Origin of the sequence: Meiothermus sp. Pnk-1, assembly GCF_003226535.1 — a bacterium.
In the GTDB taxonomy this organism is placed as follows: domain Bacteria; phylum Deinococcota; class Deinococci; order Deinococcales; family Thermaceae; genus Allomeiothermus.
In genome coordinates this window covers 309,121-334,832 of record NZ_QKOB01000006.1, presented here as the reverse complement: position 1 = coordinate 334,832, position 25,712 = coordinate 309,121, and the positions used below count along the sequence as shown (strand labels likewise).

Below are 25,712 nucleotides of genomic sequence, written 5' to 3'. Positions count from 1 at the left end.
GTAGGGCTCAGTTTAGGTATTCCGCTTCCCCGTCGTCCTCGTGGATCTCCGACCAGTCTGGCACGAAGGTAAAGCCGCAGTTCTCACAGGTTACCGGATTGCCCTCCTCGTCCGCCGAGACGGCAATCTGGGTTTCGCAGCGTGGGCAGTCCACGTAGAACTCGTGCAGGTCGCCTTCTACCACCAACAGCTCGAGCGGATCGGTGGAGACGACCTCGAGGGTCGCTCCACACACCGGGCAGTCCATCACATCGCCTTCGGCGAGCGCTTCGTACTCTTCGGCGGACATGTAGTTGGCCTCGCCGCAGACCGGACAACTAACCTCGACCTCGTCCATAACACCCCCCCTCCTTAAAGTTTACGATGGACCCTCGCCCGGGAACCTTCCATGCTTTTTGTAGTACTCCAGGATAGATCCTTCTTTGAGGGCCTCGAGCAAGAAGGCGGGGGGCGGGGTGAGCCGGAAGGTCTCGCTCCCCCGGCGCAGCAGGCCCTGCTCGAACTCCAACTCCACCTCGTCGCCGTCGTGCAGGGCATCCACCACCTCAGGGGCCTCGAAGGGCATGATGCCCAGGTTGATCAGGTTGCGGTAGAAGATGCGGGCGTAGCTCTTGGCAATGATGGCCCTGAGGCCCAACTTTTTCAGCGCCTCAGGGGCGTACTCGCGGCTGCTGCCTAGCCCGGTGTTGCGCCCGGCCACCAGGATGTCGCCCGGCCTGAACCCCGGGGCGAACTCCGGGCGGAGGTGGGCAAAGGCGTAGGTGTGGAACTTGTCCTCGCCCACCATGAAGGGGGCGTACTTGCCCGGCAGGATGTCGTCGGTGTTGATGGAATCGCCAAACTTCCAGATGCGTGCCATTCGCCCTCCAAAAGCCCCTCAGGCGAGCTCCTCCGGCGTGGTGATGAACCCCGCCACCGCGCTCGCCGCCGCCACCCTGGGGCTCGCCAGGTAAATTTCCGCGTCGGCGGCGCCCATCCGCCCTTTGAAGTTGCGGTTGGAGGTGGATACGCAGACCTCCCCCGGCGCCAGCACCCCTTGGTGGCGGCCCATGCAAGGCCCGCAGCCCGGGGTACCGATGGTCGCGCCGGCTTGCAGCAGGGTGAGCAGCGTGCCGTCGGCAGTGGCCTCCTCGAGCACCTGCGAACTGGCCGGGATCACCAGCATCCGCACCCCGGGCGCGACCCGGCGCCCACGCAGCACCTCGGCCACCTCGTGCAGGTCGTCGAGGCGCCCGTTGGTGCAGGTGCCCACAAAGACCTGGTCCACCTTCTTGCCCATCACCCGCTCCACCGTCTGCACGTTGTCCACGTAGAAGGGCACCGAGACGCGGGGGGTGAGCGTCGCCAAATCAATTTCGACCTGCTTCACATACACGGCATCGGGGTCGGGGTAGAGCCAGTCAGGCACCTCGTAGAGTTCCAGGATCTCGCCACTGGGCACCACCAGCCCGCACTTGGCCCCGGCCTCTACGGTGAGGTTGGCCAGGGTCAGGCGCTGGCTGCGGGTGAAGGATTCGGCGCCGTCCTCGAGGTGGATCTCGATGCTCATGTAGGTCGCGCCATCGGCGGTGAGAAGGCGCACCATCTCCAAAGCCGCATCCTTGGCCGTCGCGCCAGAGGCCAGCCGCCCTCGGAGGGTTACCTTCACGCTCTCGGGCACCCGCAGCCAGGTGCGGCCCGAGGCCGCCGCCAGCGCGATGTCGGTAGCCCCCATCCCGCTGCCGAAGCAGGCCACCCCGCCGTAGGTGGTGGAGTGGGAGTCCGAGCCCAGCACGATCCCGCCGGGCAGGGCCAGCCGCTCCTCGATGAGCACCTGGTGGCAGATGCCGCGCCCCACGTCATAGACCCGGCAGCCCATCCGCTGCCCCCACTCCCGGATCTCCTTCTGCGCCTTGGCCACCTCCACGTTGGCCGCCGGGGCCACGTGGTCGATGACGATGGCGACCTTTTCCGGGTAGCGGGGGGTGGCCCCCAGGTATTCCAAGCGCTTGAAGAAGCTCCCGGCGATGGAGTCCACCACCATCACCTGGTCTACCTCCACCACCACCAGCTCCCCGGCCCGCACCTCACGCCCGGCCCGCTGGGAAAGGATTTTTTCGGCTAGGGTTAGGCCCATCTCGACCTCCTATAATCAGGGTATGAAACGCAGGTATTGGGTACACGTCTACGAAGATCCGGAAGAGCCAGGGGTTTGGTTGGCGGATGTCCCGGCGGTGCCTGGGGTTCACTCCGACGGCGATACCCGTGAGGAAGCCATTGGCAACGTTTTGGAAGCGCTCGAGGGGATGCTTGACGCGCTGAAACGCCGGGGCCTTCCAATCCCCGAGCCGGATGGAGAGTGGGTAGAGGTAGAAGTGAATGCCGCCTAAACCCGAAGACGTGCTTCGTAAGCTTAGGCGCATCGGATTTGAAGAGGAGTCGGGCAAAGGCAGTCACCGCATTGTAATCCATCTGGACGGGCGTAGAACGGTGATTCCGTTCCATCGGAAGGAACTCAAGAAAGGTACCTACCATAAAATCCTCAAGGACGTCGGGCTGAGTGAGGAAGAATATCGGAAACTTCGACATAACCCTTTAGTCCAGGTTCTCCAGGCGGGCGGTGGGCACCTCTTCGGGCAGGGGGTGCTTGCGGATGCCGCGGGCGGTGGCGATCTCTAGCAGCAACTCCTCGGGCTTCTTGCTGCGCCCGATCTCGTGGGTGCGGCGCTTGAACTCCTGGGTGATCTCCTTGGCCTCTTCCTTGGTGATCTCGAGCGCCTCGACCTCTTTCAAATAGTAGTAGATCAGGTTCCAGCCCGACAGCGGCCCCAAGAGGAGCTGGTTCTTGTCCACGCCGAAGTCGTGGAGGTTGTGGGCCTCGTAGACTTTTTTCTCGTTGAGCACGGCTTTCTGGTGAACCCCGGCGGTGTGGGTGCGGTTGGTGAGGGAGACCGGCTCGGTGTAGGGCACCAAGGTGCCCAGGATCGAGGCCATCAGCACGTTGAGCGGGTAGCACTGGCTGAGGTTGTACTGCCCGAAGAGTTCAGGGTGGTGCTTAGAGAGATTGAACAAAACCCCCGTCACCGAGGGGATCCCCGATCTTTCGGCCAGCCCCCAGATGGAAGCGTCCACATAGCGCACCCCCGCGCGCACCGCCGCGAGGACGTTGGCCAGGGCCAGGCCCCGGTCGTTATGGAAGTGGCACTCTAGGTCCACGCTTGGGTAGCGCTCGCGCAAAGCACATACCAGCGCTGCCACGTCCTCCGGCTCGGCCAGGCCCACCGTGTCGGGCAGGCCCAGGGTGTTCACGTAGGGATACACCGCGTCGTAGAGGCGAAAGAGGTCTTCTTTGGGCGTGCGGAAGGCGTCCTCGGCGCTGAAGCGCAGGTAGAGCTCAGGGTGACGCTCGCGGGTGCTCTGGAGCACCTCCTTGGCCAGGGCGATGGCCTCTTCCAAGCTCTTCTGGGCGTTGTGCCGCTGGGCCAGCGGCGAGACGCCCAGGTAGAGGTTGAGCCCGTTGCAACCGACCTCGAGCGAGCGCTCGATGTCCTCGGGGTGGCAGCGGCAGTGGGCCAACAGGCGCAGTTCCCGCGCGGTGAGGCCCCTGGCGTAGGCGATGAGCTCACGCACGTCCTGCTCTTCGGCTAGGCCCACCACGGGCGAGAAGAACTCGATGTGCGTGACCCCCAGCTCGATCAATCCCGCCAGCAGCTGCTTTTTCTCCTCGAGGGTGAAGCGGTACTTCTCGGTGTCAAAGAGCAGCGGCGACTGCTGGCCATCGCGGAGGGTGGTGTCCACGATCTCGATGCGCCTGAAGTGTGTTTGGCTGTTGCCCATACCCCTGGTTTCCTCAGAGAAAAACCGGCCCGCTGGGTTGGCGGGCCGGGATACGCACTCGCGCGGACTAGCTCAGGCTAGCCCCCCGGCGCTGGGTTTTTTTGCACTTAAGATCATCCTGGAAGAAGGGTATACAAGCTGCCCGGATATGTCAAGCCTGCTAACGCCCGAACCGCCGTTCGCGCCCTTGATAGCTGCGGATGGCCCGCAGGAAGTCCACCTTGCGGAAAGCGGGCCACAAGGCGTCGAAGAAATAGTACTCGCTATGGGCGCTTTGCCACAGCAAAAAGCCCGATAGCCGCACCTCGCCCGAGGTGCGGATGATGAAATCGGGATCGGGAACCCCAGCGGTGTACAGGCGCTCGCCGATATGCTCGATGTCGAGCTCGGAGGCCAGTTCCTCCGGGCTTTTACCGGTTTGGGCAGCTTCGAGCAGCAGAGCTTTGACCGCATCCACGATCTCCTCGCGCCCGCCATAGCCCATGGCGATTTGCAAGAGCATGCCCTCGTGTTGCTCGGTGGCCCGCTCGAGCTCCTCCAGGGCCTCCAATACTTTGGGGGGGAAGCGATCGCGCCGCCCGATGACCTTGACCCGCACCTCGTTGGCGTGGATGCGCGGGTCTACCGCCATGCGCCGGGCCTCCTTGACGAAGAGGTTCATCAGGGTCTCGACTTCCTTTTGGCTGCGGCTCCAGTTGTCGGTGCTGAAGACCCACACCGTGACGGTTTTGATCCCTAGCTCCAGGCACCACTCGAGCACCTCGTAGGCTTTGGCTACCCCGAACTCGTGTCCTTGATGGCTCTCTAGCCCCAGGCTGCGGGCAAAGCGCCGGTTGCCATCGAGGATCATTCCTAGGTGCCTGGGGACATGGCCGCCGCGCACCTCCCGCTCGAGGCGGCGCTCATACCACCAGTACAGGGGCTTGGTGAGGGCTTTGACCCAGCCGAGCGCACGGGCCGGCCAGGAGGGAGAAGCCGTAGCTGCCACCCTTCAAGAGTAGCACTTTCCCCAGGGGCCAATTAGAGTAGCTAAACATGAGGTCGGAGGGCGAATTTCCCCCGCTTGAGAGGGATTGGTGGGAAGCTGGGCTACGGGTCGCCGGGGTGGACGAGGCCGGCCGGGGGGCCTGGGCGGGGCCGGTGGTAGCGGGAGCGGTGGTCCTGAGGAGGGGAGAATACCCTTTCCGCGATTCCAAGACCCTCAGCGCCCGGCAGCGGGAAGCCCTCGAGGCCAGGGTCAAGGCGGTGGCGCTGGGCTGGGGGGTGGGATTCGCCGAGGTAGATGAGATCGAGCGGCTGGGGATCCTCAAAGCCACCCATCTGGCCGCGCGGCGAGCCCTCGAGGGTTTGCCGCTGTTGCCCGATGCCTTGCTCACAGATTGCCTTCGGCTCGAGCGGGAGTGGCGGGGTCCTGCTTGCTTGTTCCGCTGCCCGCCCAAGGCGGATCGGGATAGCCCTACCGTGGCAGCGGCGAGTATCTTGGCCAAGGTGGCGCGGGACCGGCATATGCTCGAGCTGGAGGCGCAGTATCCCGGCTACGGCTTTGCCACCCACAAAGGCTACGGCACCGCGCTGCATCGGGAGAGCTTGCGCCGCCTGGGTCCCTCGCCGGTCCACCGTAAGACCTTCGCCCCGGTGCGAGCTCTGCTCTTTAGTTAACCGAGGTTGGAAGGCAGTTCAGCCCTCCTTCAGATTGCTTCGGTAGCCTAAAGGCATGGGATTGAGCCTGAGACTGCCAAGCCTGGTGTTGCTGGCGCTGCTGCTTTCGGCCTGTACGATTGGCGTTCGCCCCGGTACGGTGAGCGTGGGGGTAGGCTTTGGCGTGGAGCTGAGCCCCGTCATCACCCAGTTCCGCCCGGACCGCGGAGAAGGCAGTTATTACCGGGTTGGGGAAGCCGTGCGCTTTGTGATCAGCTTGAATCGCCCCGGTTACATCGCCCTGGTCGGGGTAGATCCCGATGGCCGGGCCTACGAGTTCGACCGCTACTACCTCAACCCCGGTACCTACACCCTCCCTCTGGCCAGCCGGCAGATCCAGTACACCCTGACCTACCCCCTGGGCTTGCAACAGGTGCGGGCCATTTACACCAACACCCCTGCTCCGGCCTCGGTGCGTTTTGAAGGGCGGATTTATAGCGATGGCTTCAACAGCCGCACCAGCAGCTACCTTCAGCTGAGCGGGGCCCAGGTGCGCGACGTGCGCGATACCTACTTCTACATCACCCAGTAGAGGTTGCCCCCTGGCGACTTTCCCGACCCCTATCAGCTTGAACCGGGGTCGGGAGTTGCATATAATCACCTCGCACCCAGTAGTGCGAAAAACCCTTCTTAGGAGGCGATGTGGATAGACGCAGTTTCCTCAAGAAAGCCGGGGTGGGCGTAGCGGCCAGTACCGCGTTCGGTCCGGTCTTTGCACAAGCCACCCCGACCATTCGCTGGCGCTTGGCGAGCAGCTTCCCCAAAAGCCTCGATACCATCTTCGGGGCAGCCGAAGTGCTGGCCGATCGGGTGAGCCAGCTCACCGATGGGAAGTTCCAGATCCGCACCTTCCCCGCAGGCGAGATCGTACCGGGTCTCCAGGTGCTCGACGCGGTCCAGCAGGGGACGGTAGAAGTCGGCCATACCGCCAGCTACTACTTCGTCGGCAAGGCCCAGGTGCTGGCCTATGATGCTGCGGTACCCTTTGGCCTTACGGCCCGCCAGCAGAATGCGTGGATGTATTACGGGGGCGGGCTCGAGCTGTTCCGCTCGATCTTCGCTGACTTCAACATCATCAACTTCCCCGGCGGGAACACTGGTGCCCAGATGGGAGGCTGGTTCCGCAAGGAGATCAACAGCGCTGCCGACCTCAAGGGCATCAAGATGCGTATCCCTGGCCCCGGCGGCGTGGTGATGAGCCGCTTGGGGGTGGTTCCGCAGGTGTTGGCGGGGGGGGATATCTACCCCGCTTTGGAGCGCGGCACCATTGACGCCACCGAGTGGGTAGGCCCGTACGACGACGAGAAGCTAGGCTTTTACAAAATCGCCAAGTACTACTACTATCCGGGCTTTTGGGAGCCAGGGCCGCAACTTTCGTTCTACATAAACCTCAACGAATGGAAGAAGCTCCCCAAGGACTACCAGCAAGCCTTTGAGGTAGCCGCCGCCGAGGCCAACCTCACCATGCTGGCCAAGTACGATAAGGTAAACCCCGAGGCCTTGCAGCGCTTGCTCAAAAACGGAGTGCGCTTGCGCAAGTTCCCCAACGAGATTCTCAAGGCTGGCCAGAAGGCAGCCTTTGATTGGTACGAGGAGGAGGCCGCCAAAGACGCCACCTACAAAAAAGTTTACACCGCCTGGCGGAAGTTCCGTGACGACGAGTACAAGGCCTTTGCGGTGTACGAGCTGGGCTACGAGCAGTTCGCTTTCCCCAACGTGGGATAAGAAACTACCCATTCCCACACCGCGTAGATAGCGGTGTGGGAATCGTGTTTACTTTAGCCAGTGGGTGACCAGCTGAGGGTTGAAGAGCAGGACCAACGTCATGATGAGCTGGATCAGCACGAAGGGTACCGCCCCCCAGTAGATATCCGAAGTTTTGAGGTTGGGCGGGGCCACGCTGCGCAGGAAAAACAGGGCAAAACCAAAGGGCGGGTGCATGAACGAGGTCTGTAGATTGACCCCCAACATCACCCCAAACCAGTACAGCCCGATCTTGTAGTCTTCCGGGTAGAGCCCTTCCATAATTCCCGTCACCGCGGGCAAGATCAGCGGGATGATGATGAAGGCGATTTCGAAATAATCTAGGAAGAAGGCGATCAAGAAAACCAGCAGGTTGATGACCAGCAAGAAAGCGATGGGGTTGTCGGGCAGGGCGGTTTTGAGCAGGTTTTCCACCCAGCGATCCCCGTCCACGCCCACGAACACCAGGCTGAAGATGCGCGAGCCCACCAGGATGAAGGCCACGAACGAGGTAAGCCGGGCGGTGGACTCCATGGCCTGGAGCAGTATCTTCAGGCTCAGCCGCCGTCGCAAGGCAGCCAGCACCAGCGCGCCCACCGCCCCCATGGCCCCGCCCTCGGTGGGGGTAGCTACCCCGAGAAAGATAGTGCCCAGCACCAAAAAGATGAGCACTAAGGGCGGAATCATGACCGTAAGCACCCGCACGGCCAACTGGACTCCGCGGTGGGTGCGAGCCTCCTCGGGCAAGCCGGGCACCGCTTTGGGGTTGAACAGGCTGACTAAGATTACATAGACCAGATAGAGCCCGGTGAGGATAAGGCTGGGAACCAAGGCCCCACGGTACATGTCGCCTACGCTCACGCCGAGCTGATCCGCCATGACGATGAGGACCAGGCTGGGGGGGACGATCTGGGCTAGGGTGCCCGAGGCCGCGATCACCCCCGAGGCGACCCGCGGGGAGTAGCCATAGCGCAGCATCACCGGTAGCGAGATGAGCCCCATCGCAATCACCGAGGCCGCCACCACGCCGGTCGTAGCCCCCAGCAAGGCGCCTACCAAGATCACGGCATAGGCGATCCCGCCGCGCAGCCGTCCGAACAGCTGTCCGATCGTGTCCAGCAAGTCCTCGGCCATACCGCTGCGCTCGAGGATCAAGCCCATGAAGGTGAAGAAGGGGACGGCCAGCAGGGTCTGGTTTTTCAAAGTATCGAAGATGCGCAGGGGGATGTTTTGCAAGAACACCGGCTGGATGAAGTCGTAGTGCACCCCAATCCAGCCGAATAGCAAGCCCACCGCCCCCAGCGAGAAGGCCACCGGGTACCCTAAGAGCAAAAAGACGATCAAGCCCACGAACATCAGCGGGGCCATTACCTCGAAGCTCACGGTCTCTCCTCCTTCGGGTCACCTTGGGCCACAATGGCTTTGACCTCTTCCACTTCGGCTTCCTCTTCGGTCACGTACTCGGGAATTTCCAGGTGACCGGTGAGCATGGCCAAACGCTTTATGACCTCGGAGATGGCCTGTAGGATCAGCAGAACGATGGCTACAGGGATCATGAGCTTGATCGGCCAGTAGGGCAGCCCTCCGGCGTCCGGCGACATTTCCCGGGTGCTGATGGAGTTGGCTACCCAAGGCAGCGAGGTCAGAAAGATCACCACCGCGGTAGGGATCAGAAAGAAAAGCGTTCCCAGCAAATCCACCCAGAGCTTGACCTTGGGGGGGTACTTGCCATAGAGCACGTCCACCCGGACGTGCCCATTCTTCATCAAGGTGTAGCTGGCCCCCAGCAGGAAGATGGCCCCGAACATGATCCATTGCAGCTCGAGCCAGGCGTTTGAACTGCTGTGCAGCGCGTAGCGCACCAGGGCATTGCCCGCCGAGACCAAAGTCGCCAGCAAAACCAACCAGATGACCGCTTTGTTGACGCCCAGGCTAAGTGCGTCGATGGCCCGTGAGATACCCAGCAAGAACCTCATGCGACCTCCCTTAAACTGACCCGATCATCGTATAGGACGGTATTGTCCTCGTCAATGCGAACGAGGTTCTCTCGGCAAGAGCAAGTTAACGGGCCCCGCGAATCTGCCGCACCAGAAGCGTTCCCAGCAGAAAAAACCCTGCCGCCATCAGGAAGACCAAGGTATACCCCGAGCCTGCCGAGGCTTGGTTGGCCCGGTCAATCAGCCCGCCGAAGCTCCCCGCGATGACCTGGGGCAGCACGATGGAAGTCTGCCATAGCCCCATGTCGGTGGCGTAGCCCTCGGGATCGGGAAGCACATCCGCGACCAGGGCCCAGTCCACCGCTAGATAGACGCCGAAAAACACCCCGAAGACCAGGGCCAACACCACCAGCAGATCAAAACGGGGCAAGAGCAGAATCGGCAACACCACCAACGATAGCCCAACCCCCGAGATGTAGATCGGGCGTTTGCGCCCCAGTTGGTCCGAGCGACGCCCGGCGTAGACGGCCGAGAGCGCCCCCCCCACGAAGATCATCAGCCCCAATACCCCTACCGCTTGGGTTGCGTCGGCGAGGCGCAAACCGAAGGCGTCGAAGGTGCGGACCACGTCGCTCAGGTAGTACAGCAAGTAGGTCTGCACACTGTACTGGCCTAGCATGGCGAAGAAACGGGTGGCCCACACCCAGCGGAAATCGGGGTTTCTCCAGGGGGCTAGCATGCTCTGCACGAAGCCGAGCTGCCGCTGGCGTAGCCCAGGCACTTCCTGGATCGTCCGCAAAATGAGCAGCGCTGCGAGCAAATTGACCCCAGCCAGCACGTAAAACTGCCCGGCGATGCTGGGTAAAGAGAAAATCAGCACCGCTGCCACGATGTTTCCGACCATCTGCATGGTTCCCAAGTACCCCGAGGCGGTCCCCCGCTTGGAGCGGGGCACCAGATCAGGGATCAGGGCTGAGTAGGGGCCGGTGCCAAGGTCATCGGCGATCTGCAAGAGGATGTAGGCCGCAAACAGCACTGCGTAGCTAGGGGCGTGGGCCATCCAGACCAAAGCCACGGCGGTGAGCACGGCCCCGATGGCCAGAAAAGGCATCCGTCGCCCAAAGCGGTCGGAAAAGTAGCCCGTCAGTGGAGGGCCAATCAAAGCCATCACTGCGCCGGTGGCGAACAAAAGGCCCAGGGCTCCAGCCTTTTGCTCGTTAGCTACCAGTTGCGCTACCCGTTCCGGGAGCAAGGCCAAAAGGACGGCGGCCCATTTGAAGCTAGTGGCAAACCAGTAAGAGGCTAAGACCGTGTACCAGCTTGGGGTAAAGGGTTGCATTGAGCCCAGTATAGGCTGGAGCCGACCAACAAGGTCGTTATTGACAGCCTTCGGGGGCTGTGCTATCTTACAGGACGCGCTCGAGCGAGCGTAAAGCTAGGGCCCGTAGCTCAGCTGGATAGAGCGACTGACTACGGATCAGTAGGCCAGGGGTTCGAATCCTCTCGGGCCCGCCAGCAATCCCCTCGAGCCCATCGGGCTCGAGGGGTAAGCTTTAGCCCCGCACCCGTGCAAGCAGCGCCTGTACGATCTCTTCAGCGGAAGTGGGCAGGAGGCTCTCCTGAAACCCCAGCACGCTGCGCAAAGGGGTGTCGAGGATAAATCCCATCATATCCATCCCGATGGCCTGTTCACCGGTTCCCATCGCTGCCCCCATTTGCCGCACGAGGTCATTGAGCATCGGCTCGAGCACTGCGCGTCCTCGCTTGTCCTCGAGCCATTCGCGCGGGGTGGACTCGAGATTGAGGAGCGAGGGAAGGTCAAGCGTGGATTCTAGCACTACCGTCTTGCGAAGGCGGATATCTGCTGCCGAAGCCCCCACTAAGATTTCAAACTCCCCGTCTTCGGTGATCCAGCGCCTGTAGCCGGGGTGGTAGTAGGCGAAGGCGCGGAAGTCTAGCATCACGCTCACCGTCTGGGTCTCGCCGGGCTGTAGCTCGAGCTTGGCGAACCCCTTGAGCTCTTTCGGCGGGCGTATCAGCTTGGATTTCACGTCACGCACGTAGATTTGCACCACCTCTTGACCTGCTACCTGACCGGTGTTGCCCACTTCGAACGAGACGCCAAGGCCCTCGATGTCCTTGAAGGTTTCGGCGGAGACCCGAAGGTCGCGGTATTCGAAGGTGGTGTAGGAGAGGCCATGGCCGAAGGGAAAGAGCACCGGGATTTCCTTGGCATCGTAGTAGCGGTAGCCGATGAACAAGCCCTCTCCGTAACGTACCTGGCCGTTCTCGCCAGGAAAATTGAGGTAGGCTGGGGTGTCCTGCAGGCGCAGGGGAAAAGTCTCTGCCAGCTTGCCGGAGGGGTTGATGCGGCCAAAGAGGATATCGGCGATGGCTCCAGCTCCGGCCTGGCCCATCAGCCACCCTTGTAGCACCGCCTCCACCCCTTCGATCCACGAGCTCATCTCTACCGCCGAGCCGGTGTTGAGTATCACCGCAGTGTGGGGTTGGGCCCGGCTCACAGCTTGGATGAGGGCTACTTGCTGAGGGGTGAGGCCCAGATAGGGACGGTCATAGCCCTCCGACTCCACCGCAGGGGGCAGGGCCGCAAAGATCAGCGCGACCTCGGCTTGCTGGGCTTGGATCACCGCCTCCTCGATGAGGGCGGGATCTTCATCAAGACCCAACGGATAGCCTTCACTAAAGGTGATCACCGCGCCCGTAGCTGCCCTACGCAGCTCCTCCAGAGGGATGTCTACCCGAGTGGGGTTTACGTTAGAGCTGCCCCCGCCTTGGAACTGGGGGTGCAGGGCCGAACGGCCGATCACTGCGATGCGCCTAGGATTCCGCAGGGGCAGCAGACCCTTGTTCTTGAGCAACACCATGCCCTCTGCAGCGGCTTTCCGGGCCAGGGCGTGGTGGGCTTCTACATCGAAGGTGCCTCCTTTAGGGGTCTCAGCGGCCTTGAAGACAATCCGCAAAATGCGCCGTACCGCCTCGTTGAGCTTGGACTCCGCCAGCTTTCCGCTGCGTACCGCCGCGATTACGGCTTGGGTATGGCGCGGCTTGGGGCCGGGCATCTCGAGGTCGAGCCCGGCTTGCAAGGAAGCCACTCGGTCGTGCACGGCGCCCCAGTCTGAGACCACCAACCCCTCGAAACCCCACTCTCCCTTGAGAATTTCCGTGAGCAGTAGGGAATGCTCAGAGGCATGGGTGCCGTTGACCTTGTTGTACGAACACATCACTGTCCAGGGATGGGCTTTCTTGACGGCGCGTTCGAAGGCGGACAGGTAGATTTCGCGCAAGGTGCGCTCGTCTACCTCGGCGCTGATGCTAAAGCGCTGAAACTCCTGATTATTGACCGCGTAATGCTTGAGGGAAGTGCCCACGCCTTCGCTCTGTACGCCCTGGATGTAGCTGGCGGCGAGCTCACCCGAGAGGTAAGGATCTTCCGAAAAATATTCAAAGTTGCGCCCACACAAGGGGGTGCGCTTCATGTTGTTGCCGGGGCCGAGTACCACGTCTACCCCGAGCGCTCGAGCTTCCTCTCCGATCGCCTTTCCCACCGCGCGCACCAGATCGGTATTCCACGTCGCGGCCAGGCACGAAGCCGTGGGGAAACAGGTGGCGGGCAGGCTCGGAGAGGCTATCTCGTTCGGGTTGGCCACCCGCCGCACCCCGTGCGGCCCATCCGAGACGGTCAACTGGGGGATGCCTAGGCGGGGGATGGGGGTTGTGCTCCAAGGACCGGCTCCGGTGCAGAGGGCGGCTTTTTCCTCGAGGGTCATCTGCGAGATCAGTTCTTCGATTCGTTCAGACATAAACTCTCCGTTAGAGCTTTCCACAACAAACCTACCGCGGAGCACAGCGAGTCGATCGAGCGACCTTCTAGTGCAGCTTCGGCACGTCCGCCAGTAGCCGTTGGGTGTAGGGATGCTTAGGCTGTTGCACCACTTCCTCCACTGGGCCTTGCTCGACCAACTCCCCTTGGTACATCACCAGCATCCGGTCACAGAGGTAGTAGGCCTGCCCGATGTCGTGGGTGATGAATACGATACCCATACCGTACTGTTGGCGGAGGTCTTGCAAGAGGTTGAGCACGCTCACCCGCAAGCTCGCGTCGAGCGCGGAAGTCGGCTCATCGGCGATGAGCAGTTTGGGCCGGAGCATCAGGGCCCTGGCCAGCATCACCCGCTGGCGCTGCCCGCCCGAGAGCTGATGGGGCCACTTACCGAGGATTTCATCTGCTTTTAACCCCACGGCCTCGAGGGCCCCCTTCATCTTTTCTTGCCGCTGATCGGGGGATATTCGCTGATCCAGCAGCCGTAGGGCGTTCCTCAGCACCCGCTGCACAGTGTAGAACTGATTGAAACAGGCGTAGGGGTCTTGAAAAACGGCCTGCACCTGCTGCCAGTAATCCGCTGTGGAGACGCTGCTTATATCTTTCCCAGCGAAGAAGATGTGCCCTGAGCTTGGCCGCAGTAGGCGCAGCAACAGCCGGGCTAGCGTGGATTTGCCCGACCCGCTCTCGCCCACCACCGCCACGATTTCGCCGGGTTTCAAGCTGAAGGAAACTCCTTTAACCGCCGCGAGTTGATTCTTACCGAAGCCGAAGTTGCGGGTGAGGCGAGAAACCTCGAGGAGATCTGTTCCCACGGGTTTGACCAAGGGCGCCGGGGTCACGACGTCACCTTCTCTCCTAGCAGCCAGCAAGCTGCGAAGTGTTCGGGTTTACCAAACCCGGGGGGCTCGAGCTGACTGCATTTGAGCAGGGCGTATTTGCAACGGGGGTGAAAGCGGCAGCCGCTGGGTGGGGTGCGCAGGTCGGGCGGGTAGCCTGGGATCCCCTCGATGCGCTTTTGGCGCACGTAAGGTTCGGGCACCAGAACCGAGTCGATTAGGGCTTGGGTGTAGGGGTGGCGCGGGGTATGAAGGATTTCCTGGTTATTTCCGATCTCGACGATTTTCCCTGCGTACATGATGGCGATGCGGTCGGCAATCTCGCGCAACAGCGGCAGGTCGTGGGAGATAAAGACGATACTTTGAATCACCCCGCGTTCCAAGAGGGTATCCAAGAGCCCCACCACGGCTTTCTGGCTCGAGACATCCAAGGCCGAAGTGGGCTCGTCGGCGATCAGCACGGTGGGATTCAGGAGGGTTGAGATTACCGTCACCACCCGCTGTTTCATCCCGCCGGAAAGCTGGTGTGGGTAGCTCTGCATGATCCGTGCGGGAAGGCCTAACTGTTCAAGGCGTTCGGCGGTTCGCTCATGGGCTTCCTGGCGGGTGATCTGGGGGTGGTGGGCGCGTAAGACATCGAAGGCAAAATCGCGCACCCGGGCGGTGGGGTTCAGCGAATTCATCGCCCCTTGAGGCAGCACCGAGATGAGCTTGCCCCGGAATTCGCGGGGCAGCCGGGCGTCTTGGGTAAGGTCGAGGGTTTTGCCCTCGAGTTCCATCTGCCCGCTTTGTACGTATAGCGGAGGGCGTGCTGAAAGCGCCAAGATTGCCGCTAGCGTGGATTTTCCACAGCCTGATTCTCCCGCCAAGCCCAGCACCTCGCCCCGCCGCAGCGTGAGCGAAACCCCGTCCACTGCCTGCACCACACGTCCTCCTACCGCGTAGGCGGCCCGTATATCTCGGATCTTCAGGAGTTCGGCCGGATCCCGCGTCTCCTGGTTGTTCAAGCGAACTTCGGCCATCTCAAGCTCTCCTCAGCCGGGGATTGAACACCTCATCCATGCTCGACTGCATCAGCAACAACCCAAAGGAGATCAAGGCCAGCAGGATAGTAGGCGGTAGAAAGGCCCAGTAGGCTCCGGTGCGCACCGCCTCACCCTGGATGGCAAACTGGAGCATTTTCCCCAGGCTTATGGTGTTGTCCGGTCCGAGTCCCAGTAGGCTCAGGGCGGCCTCGTTGAGGATACCGCTAGCGAGTTGCAGAACGAAGGCCATGAATATGTAGCTGAACATGTAAGGCAAGATCTCCCACAGGATGATCGAACCGATCCCCGCGCCTGAAAGTCGAGCTACATCCACGTGTTCACGGGTGCGCAGAGAAGCGGTTTGCGCCCGCACCGCTCGAGCCGTCCAGGGCCAGCTGGTCACCCCGATGATGAGCCCCATCGTTATCAGCGAGCGCGACTCCACCGCTACCGACAAGAGGATGAGGATCACGATGGTGGGAATGGTGATGATCACGTTGGTGAGCCCCATCAAAGCTTCGTCCACGAACCCGCCTAGAAAACCGGCCAGCGTACCGATGGTTACGCCTATCAGGGTGGCGACGGCTCCGGCGATCAGGCCGATCTCGAGCGAGGTTCCTACTCCGTGCATGAGCTGCAAGAATACGTCGTTGCCAATCACATCGGTACCCAAGAGGGCTTTGCTAGAGGGGGGATCGTAGCGTCCGCCCACGGCGAATAGGGGATTGCGCCGGTTGAGCAGCGGGCCGATGATGGCGAACCCCACGATCAGGAGCATCAGGATCGCGCTAAAGCGGAAGCGGCCATTGCCTAGGAGTTGGCGTAAAAAAGGGTTCATAGATTCCCTCTTGTGCTGTTCCTCGAGCCTAGGTCCAAGCAGCTTGGAGGAGGGGTTTCATCTTTCTCCCCGTTGCGCCGAGCGAATGCGCGGATCAATCAGGCCGTAACCGATATCGATCAGGAAGTTTGCCGTCAGCACCGCCACCGTGACCAAAATGGTGATGCCTTGAATCACCGGGTAGTCGTTTTGCCGAATCGCGGTAAAGAGGGTTGAGCCGAGGCCGGGGTAGGAGAACACCACCTCGGTGAGCAGGGCGCCGCCTACCAATGAACCGATGGCTAAGGCTAGACCGGTGATCTGCGGCAGCATGGCATTGCGGAAGATGCTTCCCACGATGCGGCGGTCTCCTACCCCCAGGCTGCGCATGTAGCTCACATAGTCGGCGGAAAGCTCGTAGATCGCCATCGATCGCATTCCCACCGCCTGCCCGCCGATGAGCACCAGCACCAACGACAAAAAGGGCAGGGTATAGTGGCGTAGCACGTCGAGGATGAAGCTCAAGCTGAGGTTGGGAGTGCTGCCGGGGTTATAGCCGCCGAATGAAGGGAAAATCGGGATGGCCACCGAGAAAAGGTACAAAAGCAATACGGCCAAGCAGTAATAGGGCAAGTTAGAGAACACCAGCGATCCCACAAAGGCCCAGCGGTCGAAAGCTCCGCCTTTGTAGGCGGCCAACACCCCCAAGAGATTGCCCAAAATCCAGCCCACCAGAATGGCCGGAAGTTGCAAAGCGATGGTCCAAGGGAGCGAGGCAGCGATCAAGTCGTTGACCTTGGCCGGGTAGTTGCCAAAGGAGGTGCCCAGATCCCCTCGAGCGAGATTGGCCAAATAGGTGCCAAATTGTACCAGCAGCGGTTTATCTAGGCCAAACTCCTTCATGTAAGTCTCGTAAGTGCGACGCCTAGCTTCGCCCTCGGCGGCTCCACCTTGGGCCATTTTGGCTACGATAGCGTCCACCGGGTTGCCAGGAATTAGTCGGGGTAGGAAGAAGTTTAGCGAGGCCGCCAGCAAAAACGCTGCCAAATACCACAGCAGCTTGTTCAGGATGTAGCGCTGAAAGGTGTTCATATCCGCAGGCCCTTGCGCAAATCCGCCCTTTTAGGTAACCCCACCGTACAACAAGGCATTTTTGGGGTCTAGCCAAAGCAAGCAGCGTATCCGAGCGAGCCTTGGCCGGGGGTGGGGGCAGATGCCCCCACCCGCTCCTATTTGGGCCGGATGTTGTACAACATGCGAATGCCCGCACCGGTAAACATCGGCGGGGCCTTGGGATTGGCAGCGCTGGCAAAGCCGCTCCAGACGCTCTCATTGAACTCGTAGAACTCCAGGGGCCGGTACATCAGCGGGATGGCCGGGATGTCGGTCATGAAGATCTTGTCCAACTCGCCGAAGATCTTCTTCTGCTCGGCTTCGCTTTCGGCCGCGGCCGCTTGGTCGAGCAATTCACCGACCTTAGGATTGTTGTAACGGTTGTACCCCCAGAAAGCGGTCTGACCCACCGGGGGCACATCGCGCCCGTCCATTACGTCACGAAAACGCAGCCAGGGACTGGCCGGGCCGACCGAGGCTACATACCACAAGGCTAGATCGAAGGTGCCGTTGGCCATGTTCTGGTTGGCCACCGGGAACTCGGGGAAGTCGGTCTTGATGTCGATGCCCACGGCCTTGGCGCTCGAGGCCACAATCTCCAAAGCCTGGTTCCAGTCGGTCCAGCCGAAGGGGCACTGCACCTTCCAAGGGCCTAAGCGGGTGCCGTCAGGCAGCACGTAGATGCCATCCGAGCCCTTCTTGGCGCCTAGGTCTTTCTCGAGGATGTCCACCGCCTTTTGCGGATCGAAGCTCCAGCCGTACTGCTTGACCAAGTCGGCGTTGTAGAACTTCTTCTCTCCGCCATCCGGGATGATTAGGCTCGAGTTGGCCGGCACCGAGTAACTGGACATGGCGGTCTGGACGATGAGCGGGTAGTTGATGGCGTAGGCGATAGCCCGGCGTACCTTGGGGTTATCCAGCCCTTTCTTGTTCACGTTAATGAACATGATCGGGATCGAGCCGGGGATGTGGTAGGGGGGCTGTTTGAACCAAGTCGAGACGGGCAGCTTCTTCTGCTCCCACATCTTCCAGATCTCGGGGGCGAACTGCTGCGAGATGTCGAGCTGGCCTTGCTCGAGGGCCAGGTTTCCGGCGTCGTTGGACTTGAAGATGGGGTGGACGATGTATTTGGGTGCCGGGAGGCCCCAGATGGCCTTGCCCCAGTAGTTGTCAAAGCGCTGCAACACCACGCGCTCGTTGTTGGCTTCTTTGAGGGTGTAGGGGCCCGAGCCTACAGGTTTCATGTTGGCGTACTGTAGAAGTGACTTCTCGCTTTTCTCGAGCCCGCTCCAGATATGTTGCGGCAGCACCACCACGGTTGCCAGATACTGCCGCACCAAACCCGGATTGAGCTTTTTGGGGTTGAGGTTGATGACCACAGTTTTGGCATTGGGCGCGCTGATGCTAGAGACATAGTCTCAAAAGGGCGCGTAGCTCACTTGCTGGCGCTTGGCGAGATCGAAGGTGTAGACCACGTCAGCGCTGGTCAAGGGCTGGCCATCTTGCCACCGGGTACCGTTTTGCAGGGTAATGGTGAACACGTTGCCCTTGACATCGAGCTTAGCCGCAAGCTGTGGGTCCAGGTTGCCGGTGAGCAAGTTATAGACGAACAAGGTTTCGTAGACGTACTGAGTACCGAAGGTCTGACCCATCGGCCAAGCCGGGCCGGAGGCGATGGGGTTGAAGTTAGTGGGTGGGCCCCATTGGAAACCCCCGATGTAGAGAGTTTCCTTGCGAGGAAGCTGCTGTGCCGGAGCCAAGGCGGCGAGAACCACCACCAAAGCCCCCAACAAGATCGTGAAACCGCGTTGGTTTATCCTCATGCCAACCTCATTTCTTAGAAGCACACAGACCTATTTGGATGATTGTGGAACTCGAAGGGTTGCGGTAAAACCGGCTCAGCTCGGCTCGTGTACCACCTCCTTTCCCTTGACGAGGCGATGGGAACGCCGGAGAGGCCGGGCCGTGCTGGCCCGCTCCACCAACTCGGTGGGCAAGGTGATGCGGCTGGAGGGAGGGGTGACCCCCCGTAGCATGGCGATCAACATTCGGGCCGCGGCCACCCCCATCTGGTAGAGGGGCTGTCGGATGGTGGTGAGGGGCGGGTAGACCTGGCTGGCCATCGGGATGTCGTCAAAGCCGATCACCGAGATGTCCTGGGGCACCCGCAGGCCCCGCTCTTTGATGGCCTCCATTACTCCGAAAGCCATCAGGTCGTTGGCCGCAAAGATAGCCGTGGGGGGCTCACGTAGGGAGAGGAGTTTTTTCCCTGCACTGAAGCCGCTGGGTTGCAAAAAGTCGCCCGGCACCACCAGGGTCTTATCGAAAGGAAGACCCGCAGCCAGCAGGGCTTCTTTGTAGCCCCGCAAGCGCGCCGAGGAGGCCCCATAGCCTGTAGGGCCGCTGACCAAGCCGATGCGCCGGTGGCCCAGGGCCAGCAAGTGCTCCACTGCCAGCCGGGCTCCGCTGTAGTTGTCCACGTCCACCGAGGGCAGCATGATTTTGCTCCCCCGGTGGTCAATCACCACTACCGGAATCCCAGCTTGTTCGAGCACCACCAGCATCTCGTCGGGAGTACGGGGCAGCAGCAGCAGCAACCCGTCGGTGATGCCTTGGAGGAAAGCCACTTGATGGCGCTCTCGGGTGATGTCGGAGGCGGTGGAGATGAGCATCTCCATCCCCGAGCGGCGCACTTCGTCGCCAGCTCCTCGCACGATCTCTCCCATGTATTGCGTGGATAGATCGGGCACCAACATGCCCACGGTGTTGGTACGCCCTCCGGCCAGGCCTCGGGCCGCCAGGTTGACGGTGTAGCCGGTGCGTTGGATGGCTTCTTGCACCCGAGCTCGGGTAGCCTCGGAGACATTAGGCCGGTGGTTAATTACATTGGAGACCGTCACCGCAGAAACCCCTGCTAGCTTGGCAACGTCCTTCAGTGTGACCCGCACTTCCTTTCTCATGGCCTCGCTCTTTTCGCGGAAGGATAACCTGGTATGATGTTTAGCGTTAAGTTAAGCGCTTAACCAAAAACTGTCAATATAGCGCCAAGCCGGGGAGGGGCATCGCCCTGGCTGGGTCGCGAGAGAGGAGGAAACAAACACCGAAAAGCGAAGGTAATCGGCGGTTGGAGAGGCGGGGCGCAGGCTCCTGGAGGACTAGAGATGAATCGGATTTCTTTTATCACCGCCAACTTTGTGGCACGGCAGATCGGCTACCACATGACTGAAGGCTGGATGCAAGGCGATGCCGCCACCCAGGACTACTTCCGGCCGGTCGAAACCTTTGGCGAGCGGCTGGATAGGATGCTGGCAGAGATTCGTCAGATGGGGTTTGACGCGATTGATCTGTGGGGAGCGCATCTGAACTGGACCTGGGCTACGCCCGAGCACGTCGCCATCGCCAAGGACTCCCTCGCTCGGCATGGGCTGGAGGTGCTGAGCTTCGCCACCTGGGTAGGCTCGTTGCAGGGGCTCGAGGGCACCTGCAAGCTGGCTCGAGCGATGGGGGTCTCGCTGATCGCCGGGGGAGCCCCTCTCCTCAAGGAGCAGCGCAAGGAAGCGGTGGCGATCCTCCAGCACTACGGGGTTAGGTTGGGCATCGAGAACCACCCCGAGAAGACTCCCGCCGAAGTGTTGGAGCTCATCGGGGATGGGGCAGAAGGACACCTGGGGGCGGCCCCCGACACCGGTTGGTGGGCTACCCAGGCGTACTCCGCCCCCCAGGCCCTGCGCGAGCTTAGCGGCCATATCCTCACCGTTCACCTCAAGGATGTACGCTCCGCCGGAACCCACCAGACTTGCCGCTTCGGGCATGGGGTAGCCGACATCGAAGGCTGTGTGCGGGCTCTACAGGAGATCGGTTATACCGGCCCCCTCGGCATCGAGCACGAGCCCGAACAGGGCGACCCCACCGAGGACATCAAGGCCAGCCGGGCCATGCTCGAGGGCTGGCTCGCTGCGAAGGCAACCCGGGGCCGATAGCTGACCGCGAATAACAGCGCTATCGGCCATCCCTCAAGGAGAACCCATGCCCCTCAAACTCGCCATCGTCGGCTGCGGCAACATCGCTGGGCCGTACAGCCAGGACATCAAGAAGCACCCCGAACTCGAGCTGATCGGCTTTTACGACGTAGACGCCGCGCGGGCTCAGGCCTTCGCCGCCCAGCACGGGGGAAAGGCCTATGCGTCGCTCGAGGCGCTTTTGGCCGATCCTGAGGTGGAGGCCGTGGTCAACCTGACCATCTTCGACGCCCACTACCGGGTGGTCAAGGCCGGGCTCGAGGCGGGAAAGCACGTTTACTCCGAGAAGCCCCTAGCGCTCACCTACCGTGAGGCACAAGAGCTGGTCGATCTCGCCAAGGCCAAGGGCTTACGCTTGGCCTGTGCCCCCATCACCTTCTTGGGAGAGGCCCAGCAAACCGCGATGAAAATCGTACGGGACGGCAAACTCGGGGATGTGCGGGTGGTCTATGCGGAGGTCAACCACGGGCGCATCGAGTCCTGGCACCCCAACCCGGCCCCCTTCTACGCAGTGGGGCCGATGCTCGACGTGGGGGTATATCCGCTGGCGTTGCTCACCGCGTTGTTTGGTCCAGCCAAGCGGCTCAGTGCTTTCGCTGCGACCCTGTACCCTCACCGCCTTACCAAGGAGGGGCACCCCTTCACCGTCGAGGCCCCCGATTTTTACGTGGTCAACCTCGAGTTTGAGCCAGGCCCCTTGGTGCGGCTCACCGCCAACTTCTACGTCTCCGGCCAGACCCTCCAGGGCGAGGGAATCGAGTTTCACGGAGACTTGGGCTCTTTGCGCCTGCACAGCTGGTTTGTGGCCAATAGCCCGCTCGAGTACGCCGATTTCAACCAGCCCTATGCGCCCATCCCGCCCTTGCGTTCCAGCGAGGTGGGAATTGACTGGGCCCGGGGTTTGGTGGACTATGCCCAGGCTATCCAAACCGGCAGGCCCTCGCGGGTCACCGGGGAGCACGCCGCGCACGTGGTGGAGATCCTCGAGGCCACCGACCAGTCCGCCCGCACCCACCGGCCAGTGGAACTCACCTCGACCTTCACCCCGCCTGCCCTGATGGACTGGGTGAAATGACAGCCTGAATTGCCTTTGGGTTCTCGGTGCCTTGTCGCGAAGGGTCGCACGGGTAGCATGTCGTACGTGCAGCCCAATTACGCTCCCCGGCATCCTCGAGACCCTGTGGCTGGATCTGGGCGCGCTCGTCATCTTCGGCACCGCCGTGCTCGGTCTGGCCAGCGACGGGTGGCTTAAGGGAGCGAGATGCCAAGCCGAACGCTGAACGCGGGCATGTCGTATGACGTACGACGTACGGCTTGCCGTGGCCTATTGCGCATCGCGTGGGGTCTATTGCTGCTGGCTACGCCAGCCTTCGCGCAATCCTTCACTTTCGGGGTGTACGGGCGTTCGGGGTACCTGACACCGACCTTCGAGGGAACCTTGTCGGCGGGTGATTTCATCCTTGGGCTGCGGGCCCAGTGGGCGGCCATCGGGCTCTCGGCGGAGGGCGCGGTCGAACTCGGCCCCATGGGGCGGATCGGTTATGGCTTGCGCGGTAGCTTGGGGATAGCAGGCTGGGCGGTGGAGGGGTTTGCTCGGGGGGCTTTGGGGCCGGTGGGGCTGGACGCCAGCCTGGGTTATGCCTCGGCGCCTCGGCAAAACCTCTGGGTGGGCGATTACGGCGAAGCGAACCTCTCCGGGTTGAATGTAAGGTTTTTCGGGCGCTATCGGCTTTCCGGACGGGAAACCCTGGGCCTGACCGTGGGTTATGCCAATCCGTTCTTATACGGCGAGGCCAGCTACACCACCCGCGCCGAGACTACCTGGACCTTGGGCCTCGGCTACCGGGGCGGGCCTTATGGCCTGGCGGGTTGGCGTGGCGAGCTGGGCGGTGCTGTGCTTGATCTAAGCTTGCGGCTGGGGTGGTACAACCGCTTAGAAGCGGCCCTCTTTACGGAGGAACTTAAGACCCACCTCACGCTTTCCTACCCCTGGGCGGCTAGCCTGGGGGTGGAGGGAGGCCCCTGGCGGGCCGACGCTGGATACGGGGTCGATACCGGGATCTTCGGCTGGTTACGCTACACGCTCGAGTTTGGAGAGGAGAATGATGCCGAACGCTAAATGCCAAACGCTCAACCCGAGGCGGTTTCTTGCCGTGGCGGCGATGATCTGGGCCAGCTTGGTTTTTGCCCAGAGTGCTGCGGATATCGTCAAACAGGTACAGGCCAACCTGGAGAAATCTCCCTGGGAGGCCATCCTTACCGGTAAGGTACAAACCCCCGACGGCTCCACCCAGGATGCCGAACTGAGGCTACAGGTAGTGCCGGGGGCCAACCGGGTGGCCCGGGTGGAGTTCAACAAGCCGGCGAGCCTCGAGGGGAACTTCGTGGTGATCGACGACAAGGAGGTGTGGAACTATTTGTTCCTTACCAATCAGGTCATCATCCAACCGCGCGCTAAGGCCAAGGTGGAGGGCCTGGGGGTTAACCTCAGCTCCCTCGGGGATCTCGAGGAACTCACCGGCCGCCTCAACCTGCGGCCCCCCGTAGAGGTGAACACTCCGGATGGCCCGGCCTGGCGCATCGCCGGGACCCCCAAGGACAACTCGCTGGGGTTTGCCCAGATCGAGCTTGTGGTGCTCAAAAGCGACCCCCGCCCCCTCTCGATCCGCCTCTTGGACTCTTCGAACAAGGTGTTGGCCGAACTCAACCTCCGCAGCTTCAAGCGCACCAACCTGACCGCCAGCGCCCTGCGCAAACGACCCGCCGATGCCGAGGTGGTCAGGCGATAGGCGTTTTCGGGGCTCGAGCGGCCTGGCGGTAAAGGCTATACCCTTACTTTTGGCGTTGCCTGCACGCCCTAGGATGGCCTTAATCTCGAGTTCCGCGGGGTGAGGCATGCGCCGGGGTGACGTGGGCTGGGGTGTGTTGGTTGGGGTGGGGTTGGCCGGGATGGGGTTTTTGTTTTACCGGTGGGGCCTGAGCTACCCTTTGCTCAACCTTTACGCCCAGATGACCTTCTGGCTGGGAGTACCCGCCGTGTTCAACCTGGTTCACCGGGTTCTTGGCTACGGCGAGCTGGCCAAGGACCTGGCCTTCGTGGGCGCGGTGGGGGTGTGGCTGGCGTTACACCCCTTTTTGCTCTGGGCCTTCCGCCGCTGGGGGTGGGCGGCTTTGGTCTTGGGGTTTGCCCTGTACGCTCTTTTGGGCGGTTGGCTGGCTGGGCTGATCTACACCGCCCTGCTCGGGCTCGCTGGGTGGGGCCGGGGTCGCTTGGTTCGCCCTGTGCCTGAGGATCGCGCCTTGCAGGTGCGGGCGGTGGAGGTGGGCGAGAAAGTTCAGGAGGCCACCCGCCGCGAACCCCTGCCGGATGGCGCGACCGGGTATCACACCGTGCGGGTGCGGGTCGGGTAACCGACCGGGGGTAGAATCAGGGCATGTTCCTCGGCCTCGATCTGGGCACCGGCTCGCTCAAGGTGCTTTTGCTGGACGAGGCGGGGCGGGTGCGCGGGGAGGCTAGCCGGGCTTACCCGGTGCGCTCCCCCCGCCCCGGTTGGGCTGAGTCCGACCCCCAAGCCTGGTGGAGTGCAGCAGGAGAGGCGGTGCGAAAAGCGGTGCCTGACCCTGCTCGGGTACAGGCCATAGGCCTTTCCGGGCAGATGCACGGGGTGGTGTTGTGCCAGGCGGATGGCGCCCCGCTTCGTCCGGCAATCCTCTGGGCGGATGGGCGTTCGGGAGCAGAGCTCGAACTCTACCGCCGCCTTCCGGCGGAGTTCCGCCGCCGGCTCGCCAACCCCCCTGCGGTGGGGATGGCCGGGCCGAGCCTGTTATGGCTCAGGCGCCACGAGCCCGAGGTCTACCGGCGGGCGCGCTGGGCCTTGCAGCCCAAGGACTGGCTGCGCCTGCGGCTCACCGGGGAGGCCCGGGCCGAGCCCTCGGACGCCTCGGCGACGCTCATGTACGACCTCGAGGCGGATGGGTGGTTTCACGCCCTGCTCGAGGAGCTGGATTTGCGGCAGGACTGGCTGGCTCCCCTCGTACCCTCGGCCTCGGTGGCGGGGTGTCTGACCGAGGAGGCCGCCGCCCACCTGGGGCTTTCGGCGGGGATTCCCGTCGCGGCGGGGGCTGCCGATACCGCGGCGGCGCTGTTGGGCAGCGGCCTGGCCCCCGGCGAGGCGCAGCTCACCGTGGGCTCGGGGGCCCAGATCGCGGTGGTGCTCGAGGAGGCCCGGATCGACCCCACTTTGCGCACCCATCTCTACCGGGCGGCCCAGCCGGGCCGCTGGTACGCCCTGGCCGCCATGCAGAACGCAGGGATCGCGCTGGAGTGGGTGCTGGGTGTGCTCGGGCTGGACTGGGCTACGGCCTACGCCGAAGCCCAAAGGGTTCCTCCCGGCTGCGAGGGCCTGACCTTTCTGCCCTACCTGACCGGGGAGCGCACCCCCCACCTGGACCCCCAAGCGCGGGGGGCGTGGGCCGGGTTGGGCCTGGGGCATACCCGGTCACATCTGGTGCGCGCGGCGCTCGAGGGCTTGGCCTTTGCCCTGCGCCAGGGGTTGGAGGCCTTGGGTCCGGCGATTCCCGCCGCCACCCCCCTGCGCCTCGCCGGGGGAGGGACGCTCGAGCCCTTCTGGCGGCAGATGCTCTCGGACGTATTGGGCCGTCCGCTATGGGCCAGCTCGGTTGCGGCGGCCTCGGCCCGGGGAGCAGCCCTCCTGGCCGCGATGGCCACCGGCCCCTATCCCGATTGGCCCGCCGAGCCCTTAGTACCCGTGGCTGAGCCGCAGCCTTCACCGTATGAGGCGGCCTATGTTCGCTTCGAGGAGCTATACCCAAGGCTCAAAGGTTGGGGATAATAGCAGGGGAG

Annotated in this window: 25 protein-coding genes, 1 tRNA gene and 1 pseudogene; 12 read left to right on the top strand and 15 right to left on the bottom strand. The window is 62.4% G+C overall.

Annotated elements, in window-relative coordinates; genetic code table 11:
• Positions 1-7: 7 nt before the first annotated feature.
• The 3 genes from DNA98_RS10940 to DNA98_RS10930 are packed head-to-tail and all read right to left on the bottom strand — an operon-like array spanning position 8 to position 2,116.
• A complete protein-coding gene (locus DNA98_RS10940) occupies positions 8-337 on the bottom strand; it encodes a paraquat-inducible protein A (RefSeq protein WP_110530553.1) in 330 nt (109 codons plus the stop codon).
• Between the two features lie 21 nt (positions 338-358).
• Positions 359-859 (bottom strand): homoaconitate hydratase, encoded by a 501-nt coding sequence (locus DNA98_RS10935; protein WP_110530551.1) that lies wholly within the window; start codon positions 857-859, stop codon positions 359-361.
• Between the two features lie 18 nt (positions 860-877).
• Positions 878-2,116, bottom strand: coding sequence for a 3-isopropylmalate dehydratase large subunit (locus DNA98_RS10930; protein ID WP_110530549.1), 1,239 nt, complete (start codon positions 2,114-2,116; stop codon positions 878-880).
• Between the two features lie 22 nt (positions 2,117-2,138).
• Between DNA98_RS10930 and DNA98_RS10925 the strand changes: the two genes are divergently transcribed.
• Both DNA98_RS10925 and DNA98_RS10920 read left to right on the top strand, forming a co-directional pair.
• On the top strand, positions 2,139-2,369 hold the full coding sequence (locus DNA98_RS10925; RefSeq protein WP_110530547.1) for a type II toxin-antitoxin system HicB family antitoxin: 231 nt from the start codon (positions 2,139-2,141) through the stop codon (positions 2,367-2,369).
• Positions 2,359-2,658: a type II toxin-antitoxin system HicA family toxin gene (locus tag DNA98_RS10920; RefSeq protein WP_110530545.1), complete on the top strand. Its 300-nt coding sequence runs from the start codon at positions 2,359-2,361 to the stop codon at positions 2,656-2,658. The genes DNA98_RS10925 and DNA98_RS10920 overlap by 11 nt, the downstream gene beginning before the upstream one ends.
• On the opposite strand, the gene DNA98_RS10915 is transcribed toward DNA98_RS10920, so the two are convergent.
• A complete protein-coding gene (locus DNA98_RS10915) occupies positions 2,575-3,816 on the bottom strand; it encodes a LeuA family protein (RefSeq protein ID WP_110530543.1) in 1,242 nt (413 codons plus the stop codon). The genes DNA98_RS10920 and DNA98_RS10915 overlap by 84 nt on opposite strands.
• A 160-nt stretch (positions 3,817-3,976) precedes the next feature.
• Positions 3,977-4,804 carry an isoprenyl transferase gene (locus tag DNA98_RS10910; RefSeq protein WP_110530541.1) on the bottom strand — a complete coding sequence of 276 codons (828 nt, stop codon included), beginning with the start codon at positions 4,802-4,804 and terminating at the stop codon, positions 3,977-3,979.
• A gap of 47 nt (positions 4,805-4,851) precedes the next feature.
• Here DNA98_RS10910 and DNA98_RS10905 point away from each other — a divergent pair, with 47 nt between their 5' ends.
• The 3 genes from DNA98_RS10905 (at position 4,852) to DNA98_RS10895 (ending at position 7,239) form a co-directional block, all read left to right on the top strand.
• Positions 4,852-5,475: a ribonuclease HII gene (locus DNA98_RS10905; RefSeq protein ID WP_110530539.1), complete on the top strand. Its 624-nt coding sequence runs from the start codon at positions 4,852-4,854 to the stop codon at positions 5,473-5,475.
• A 55-nt stretch (positions 5,476-5,530) separates the two neighbouring features.
• Positions 5,531-6,046 (top strand): DUF4384 domain-containing protein, encoded by a 516-nt coding sequence (locus DNA98_RS10900; protein ID WP_110530537.1) that lies wholly within the window; start codon positions 5,531-5,533, stop codon positions 6,044-6,046.
• 110 nt (positions 6,047-6,156) lie between these two features.
• Positions 6,157-7,239 (top strand): TRAP transporter substrate-binding protein, encoded by a 1,083-nt coding sequence (locus DNA98_RS10895; protein ID WP_110530535.1) that lies wholly within the window; start codon positions 6,157-6,159, stop codon positions 7,237-7,239.
• Between the two features lie 48 nt (positions 7,240-7,287).
• Here the strand turns inward: DNA98_RS10895 and DNA98_RS10890 are convergent, their stop codons facing one another.
• The 3 genes from DNA98_RS10890 to DNA98_RS10880 form a co-directional block, all read right to left on the bottom strand.
• Positions 7,288-8,640, bottom strand: a complete 1,353-nt coding sequence (locus DNA98_RS10890) for a TRAP transporter large permease subunit (protein ID WP_110530533.1) — start codon at positions 8,638-8,640, stop codon at positions 7,288-7,290.
• Complete coding sequence (locus DNA98_RS10885) at positions 8,637-9,233, bottom strand: TRAP transporter small permease subunit (RefSeq protein ID WP_110530531.1); 597 nt, start codon at positions 9,231-9,233, stop codon at positions 8,637-8,639. The genes DNA98_RS10890 and DNA98_RS10885 overlap by 4 nt, the downstream gene beginning before the upstream one ends.
• 85 nt (positions 9,234-9,318) lie before the next feature.
• Complete coding sequence (locus tag DNA98_RS10880) at positions 9,319-10,533, bottom strand: MFS transporter (RefSeq protein ID WP_110530529.1); 1,215 nt, start codon at positions 10,531-10,533, stop codon at positions 9,319-9,321.
• A gap of 99 nt (positions 10,534-10,632) precedes the next feature.
• Between DNA98_RS10880 and DNA98_RS10875 the strand changes: the two genes are divergently transcribed.
• Positions 10,633-10,709, top strand: a tRNA-Arg gene (locus DNA98_RS10875).
• Positions 10,710-10,747: 38 nt separating this feature from the next.
• Here DNA98_RS10875 and DNA98_RS10870 read toward each other — a convergent pair.
• The 7 genes and pseudogenes from DNA98_RS10870 to DNA98_RS10835 all read right to left on the bottom strand — a co-directional run bounded on the left by DNA98_RS10870 (position 10,748) and on the right by DNA98_RS10835 (position 19,789).
• Positions 10,748-13,015: a glycoside hydrolase family 3 C-terminal domain-containing protein gene (locus DNA98_RS10870; protein ID WP_165363892.1), complete on the bottom strand. Its 2,268-nt coding sequence runs from the start codon at positions 13,013-13,015 to the stop codon at positions 10,748-10,750.
• Positions 13,016-13,082: 67 nt separating this feature from the next.
• On the bottom strand, positions 13,083-13,877 hold the full coding sequence (locus DNA98_RS10865; RefSeq protein WP_199489384.1) for an ABC transporter ATP-binding protein: 795 nt from the start codon (positions 13,875-13,877) through the stop codon (positions 13,083-13,085).
• Positions 13,874-14,896: an ABC transporter ATP-binding protein gene (locus DNA98_RS10860; protein WP_110530527.1), complete on the bottom strand. Its 1,023-nt coding sequence runs from the start codon at positions 14,894-14,896 to the stop codon at positions 13,874-13,876. Before DNA98_RS10860 ends, DNA98_RS10865 begins: the two co-directional genes overlap by 4 nt.
• Before the next feature lies 1 nt (position 14,897).
• Positions 14,898-15,737 (bottom strand): ABC transporter permease, encoded by an 840-nt coding sequence (locus DNA98_RS10855; protein WP_110530525.1) that lies wholly within the window; start codon positions 15,735-15,737, stop codon positions 14,898-14,900.
• A gap of 57 nt (positions 15,738-15,794) precedes the next feature.
• Positions 15,795-16,808 carry an ABC transporter permease gene (locus DNA98_RS10850; protein WP_110530523.1) on the bottom strand — a complete coding sequence of 338 codons (1,014 nt, stop codon included), beginning with the start codon at positions 16,806-16,808 and terminating at the stop codon, positions 15,795-15,797.
• A gap of 137 nt (positions 16,809-16,945) precedes the next feature.
• Positions 16,946-18,481 (bottom strand): annotated as a pseudogene (locus DNA98_RS10845) (ABC transporter substrate-binding protein).
• A gap of 246 nt (positions 18,482-18,727) precedes the next feature.
• The gene (locus tag DNA98_RS10835; RefSeq protein WP_110530517.1) at positions 18,728-19,789 is read right to left on the bottom strand and encodes a LacI family DNA-binding transcriptional regulator; all 1,062 of its coding nucleotides are present in this window, start codon (positions 19,787-19,789) and stop codon (positions 18,728-18,730) included.
• Positions 19,790-19,990: 201 nt separating this feature from the next.
• On the opposite strand from DNA98_RS10835, the gene DNA98_RS10830 reads away from it, so the two are divergent.
• The 6 genes from DNA98_RS10830 to xylB all read left to right on the top strand — a co-directional run bounded on the left by DNA98_RS10830 (position 19,991) and on the right by xylB (position 25,701).
• The gene (locus DNA98_RS10830) at positions 19,991-20,809 is read left to right on the top strand and encodes a sugar phosphate isomerase/epimerase (RefSeq protein WP_110530515.1); all 819 of its coding nucleotides are present in this window, start codon (positions 19,991-19,993) and stop codon (positions 20,807-20,809) included.
• A 46-nt stretch (positions 20,810-20,855) separates the two neighbouring features.
• Positions 20,856-21,923 (top strand): Gfo/Idh/MocA family protein, encoded by a 1,068-nt coding sequence (locus tag DNA98_RS10825; RefSeq protein WP_110530513.1) that lies wholly within the window; start codon positions 20,856-20,858, stop codon positions 21,921-21,923.
• Between the two features lie 363 nt (positions 21,924-22,286).
• Entirely contained in the window at positions 22,287-22,967 is a 681-nt protein-coding gene (locus DNA98_RS10820; RefSeq protein ID WP_129865544.1) for a hypothetical protein, read from the top strand.
• Positions 22,951-23,637 carry an outer membrane lipoprotein carrier protein LolA gene (locus DNA98_RS10815; RefSeq protein WP_233493182.1) on the top strand — a complete coding sequence of 229 codons (687 nt, stop codon included), beginning with the start codon at positions 22,951-22,953 and terminating at the stop codon, positions 23,635-23,637. Before DNA98_RS10820 ends, DNA98_RS10815 begins: the two co-directional genes overlap by 17 nt.
• 106 nt (positions 23,638-23,743) lie before the next feature.
• Complete coding sequence (locus tag DNA98_RS10810) at positions 23,744-24,259, top strand: hypothetical protein (protein ID WP_174719986.1); 516 nt, start codon at positions 23,744-23,746, stop codon at positions 24,257-24,259.
• A gap of 23 nt (positions 24,260-24,282) precedes the next feature.
• Complete coding sequence (gene xylB, locus DNA98_RS10805) at positions 24,283-25,701, top strand: xylulokinase (protein ID WP_110530507.1); 1,419 nt, start codon at positions 24,283-24,285, stop codon at positions 25,699-25,701.
• The last annotated feature ends 11 nt before the right edge of the window (positions 25,702-25,712 follow it).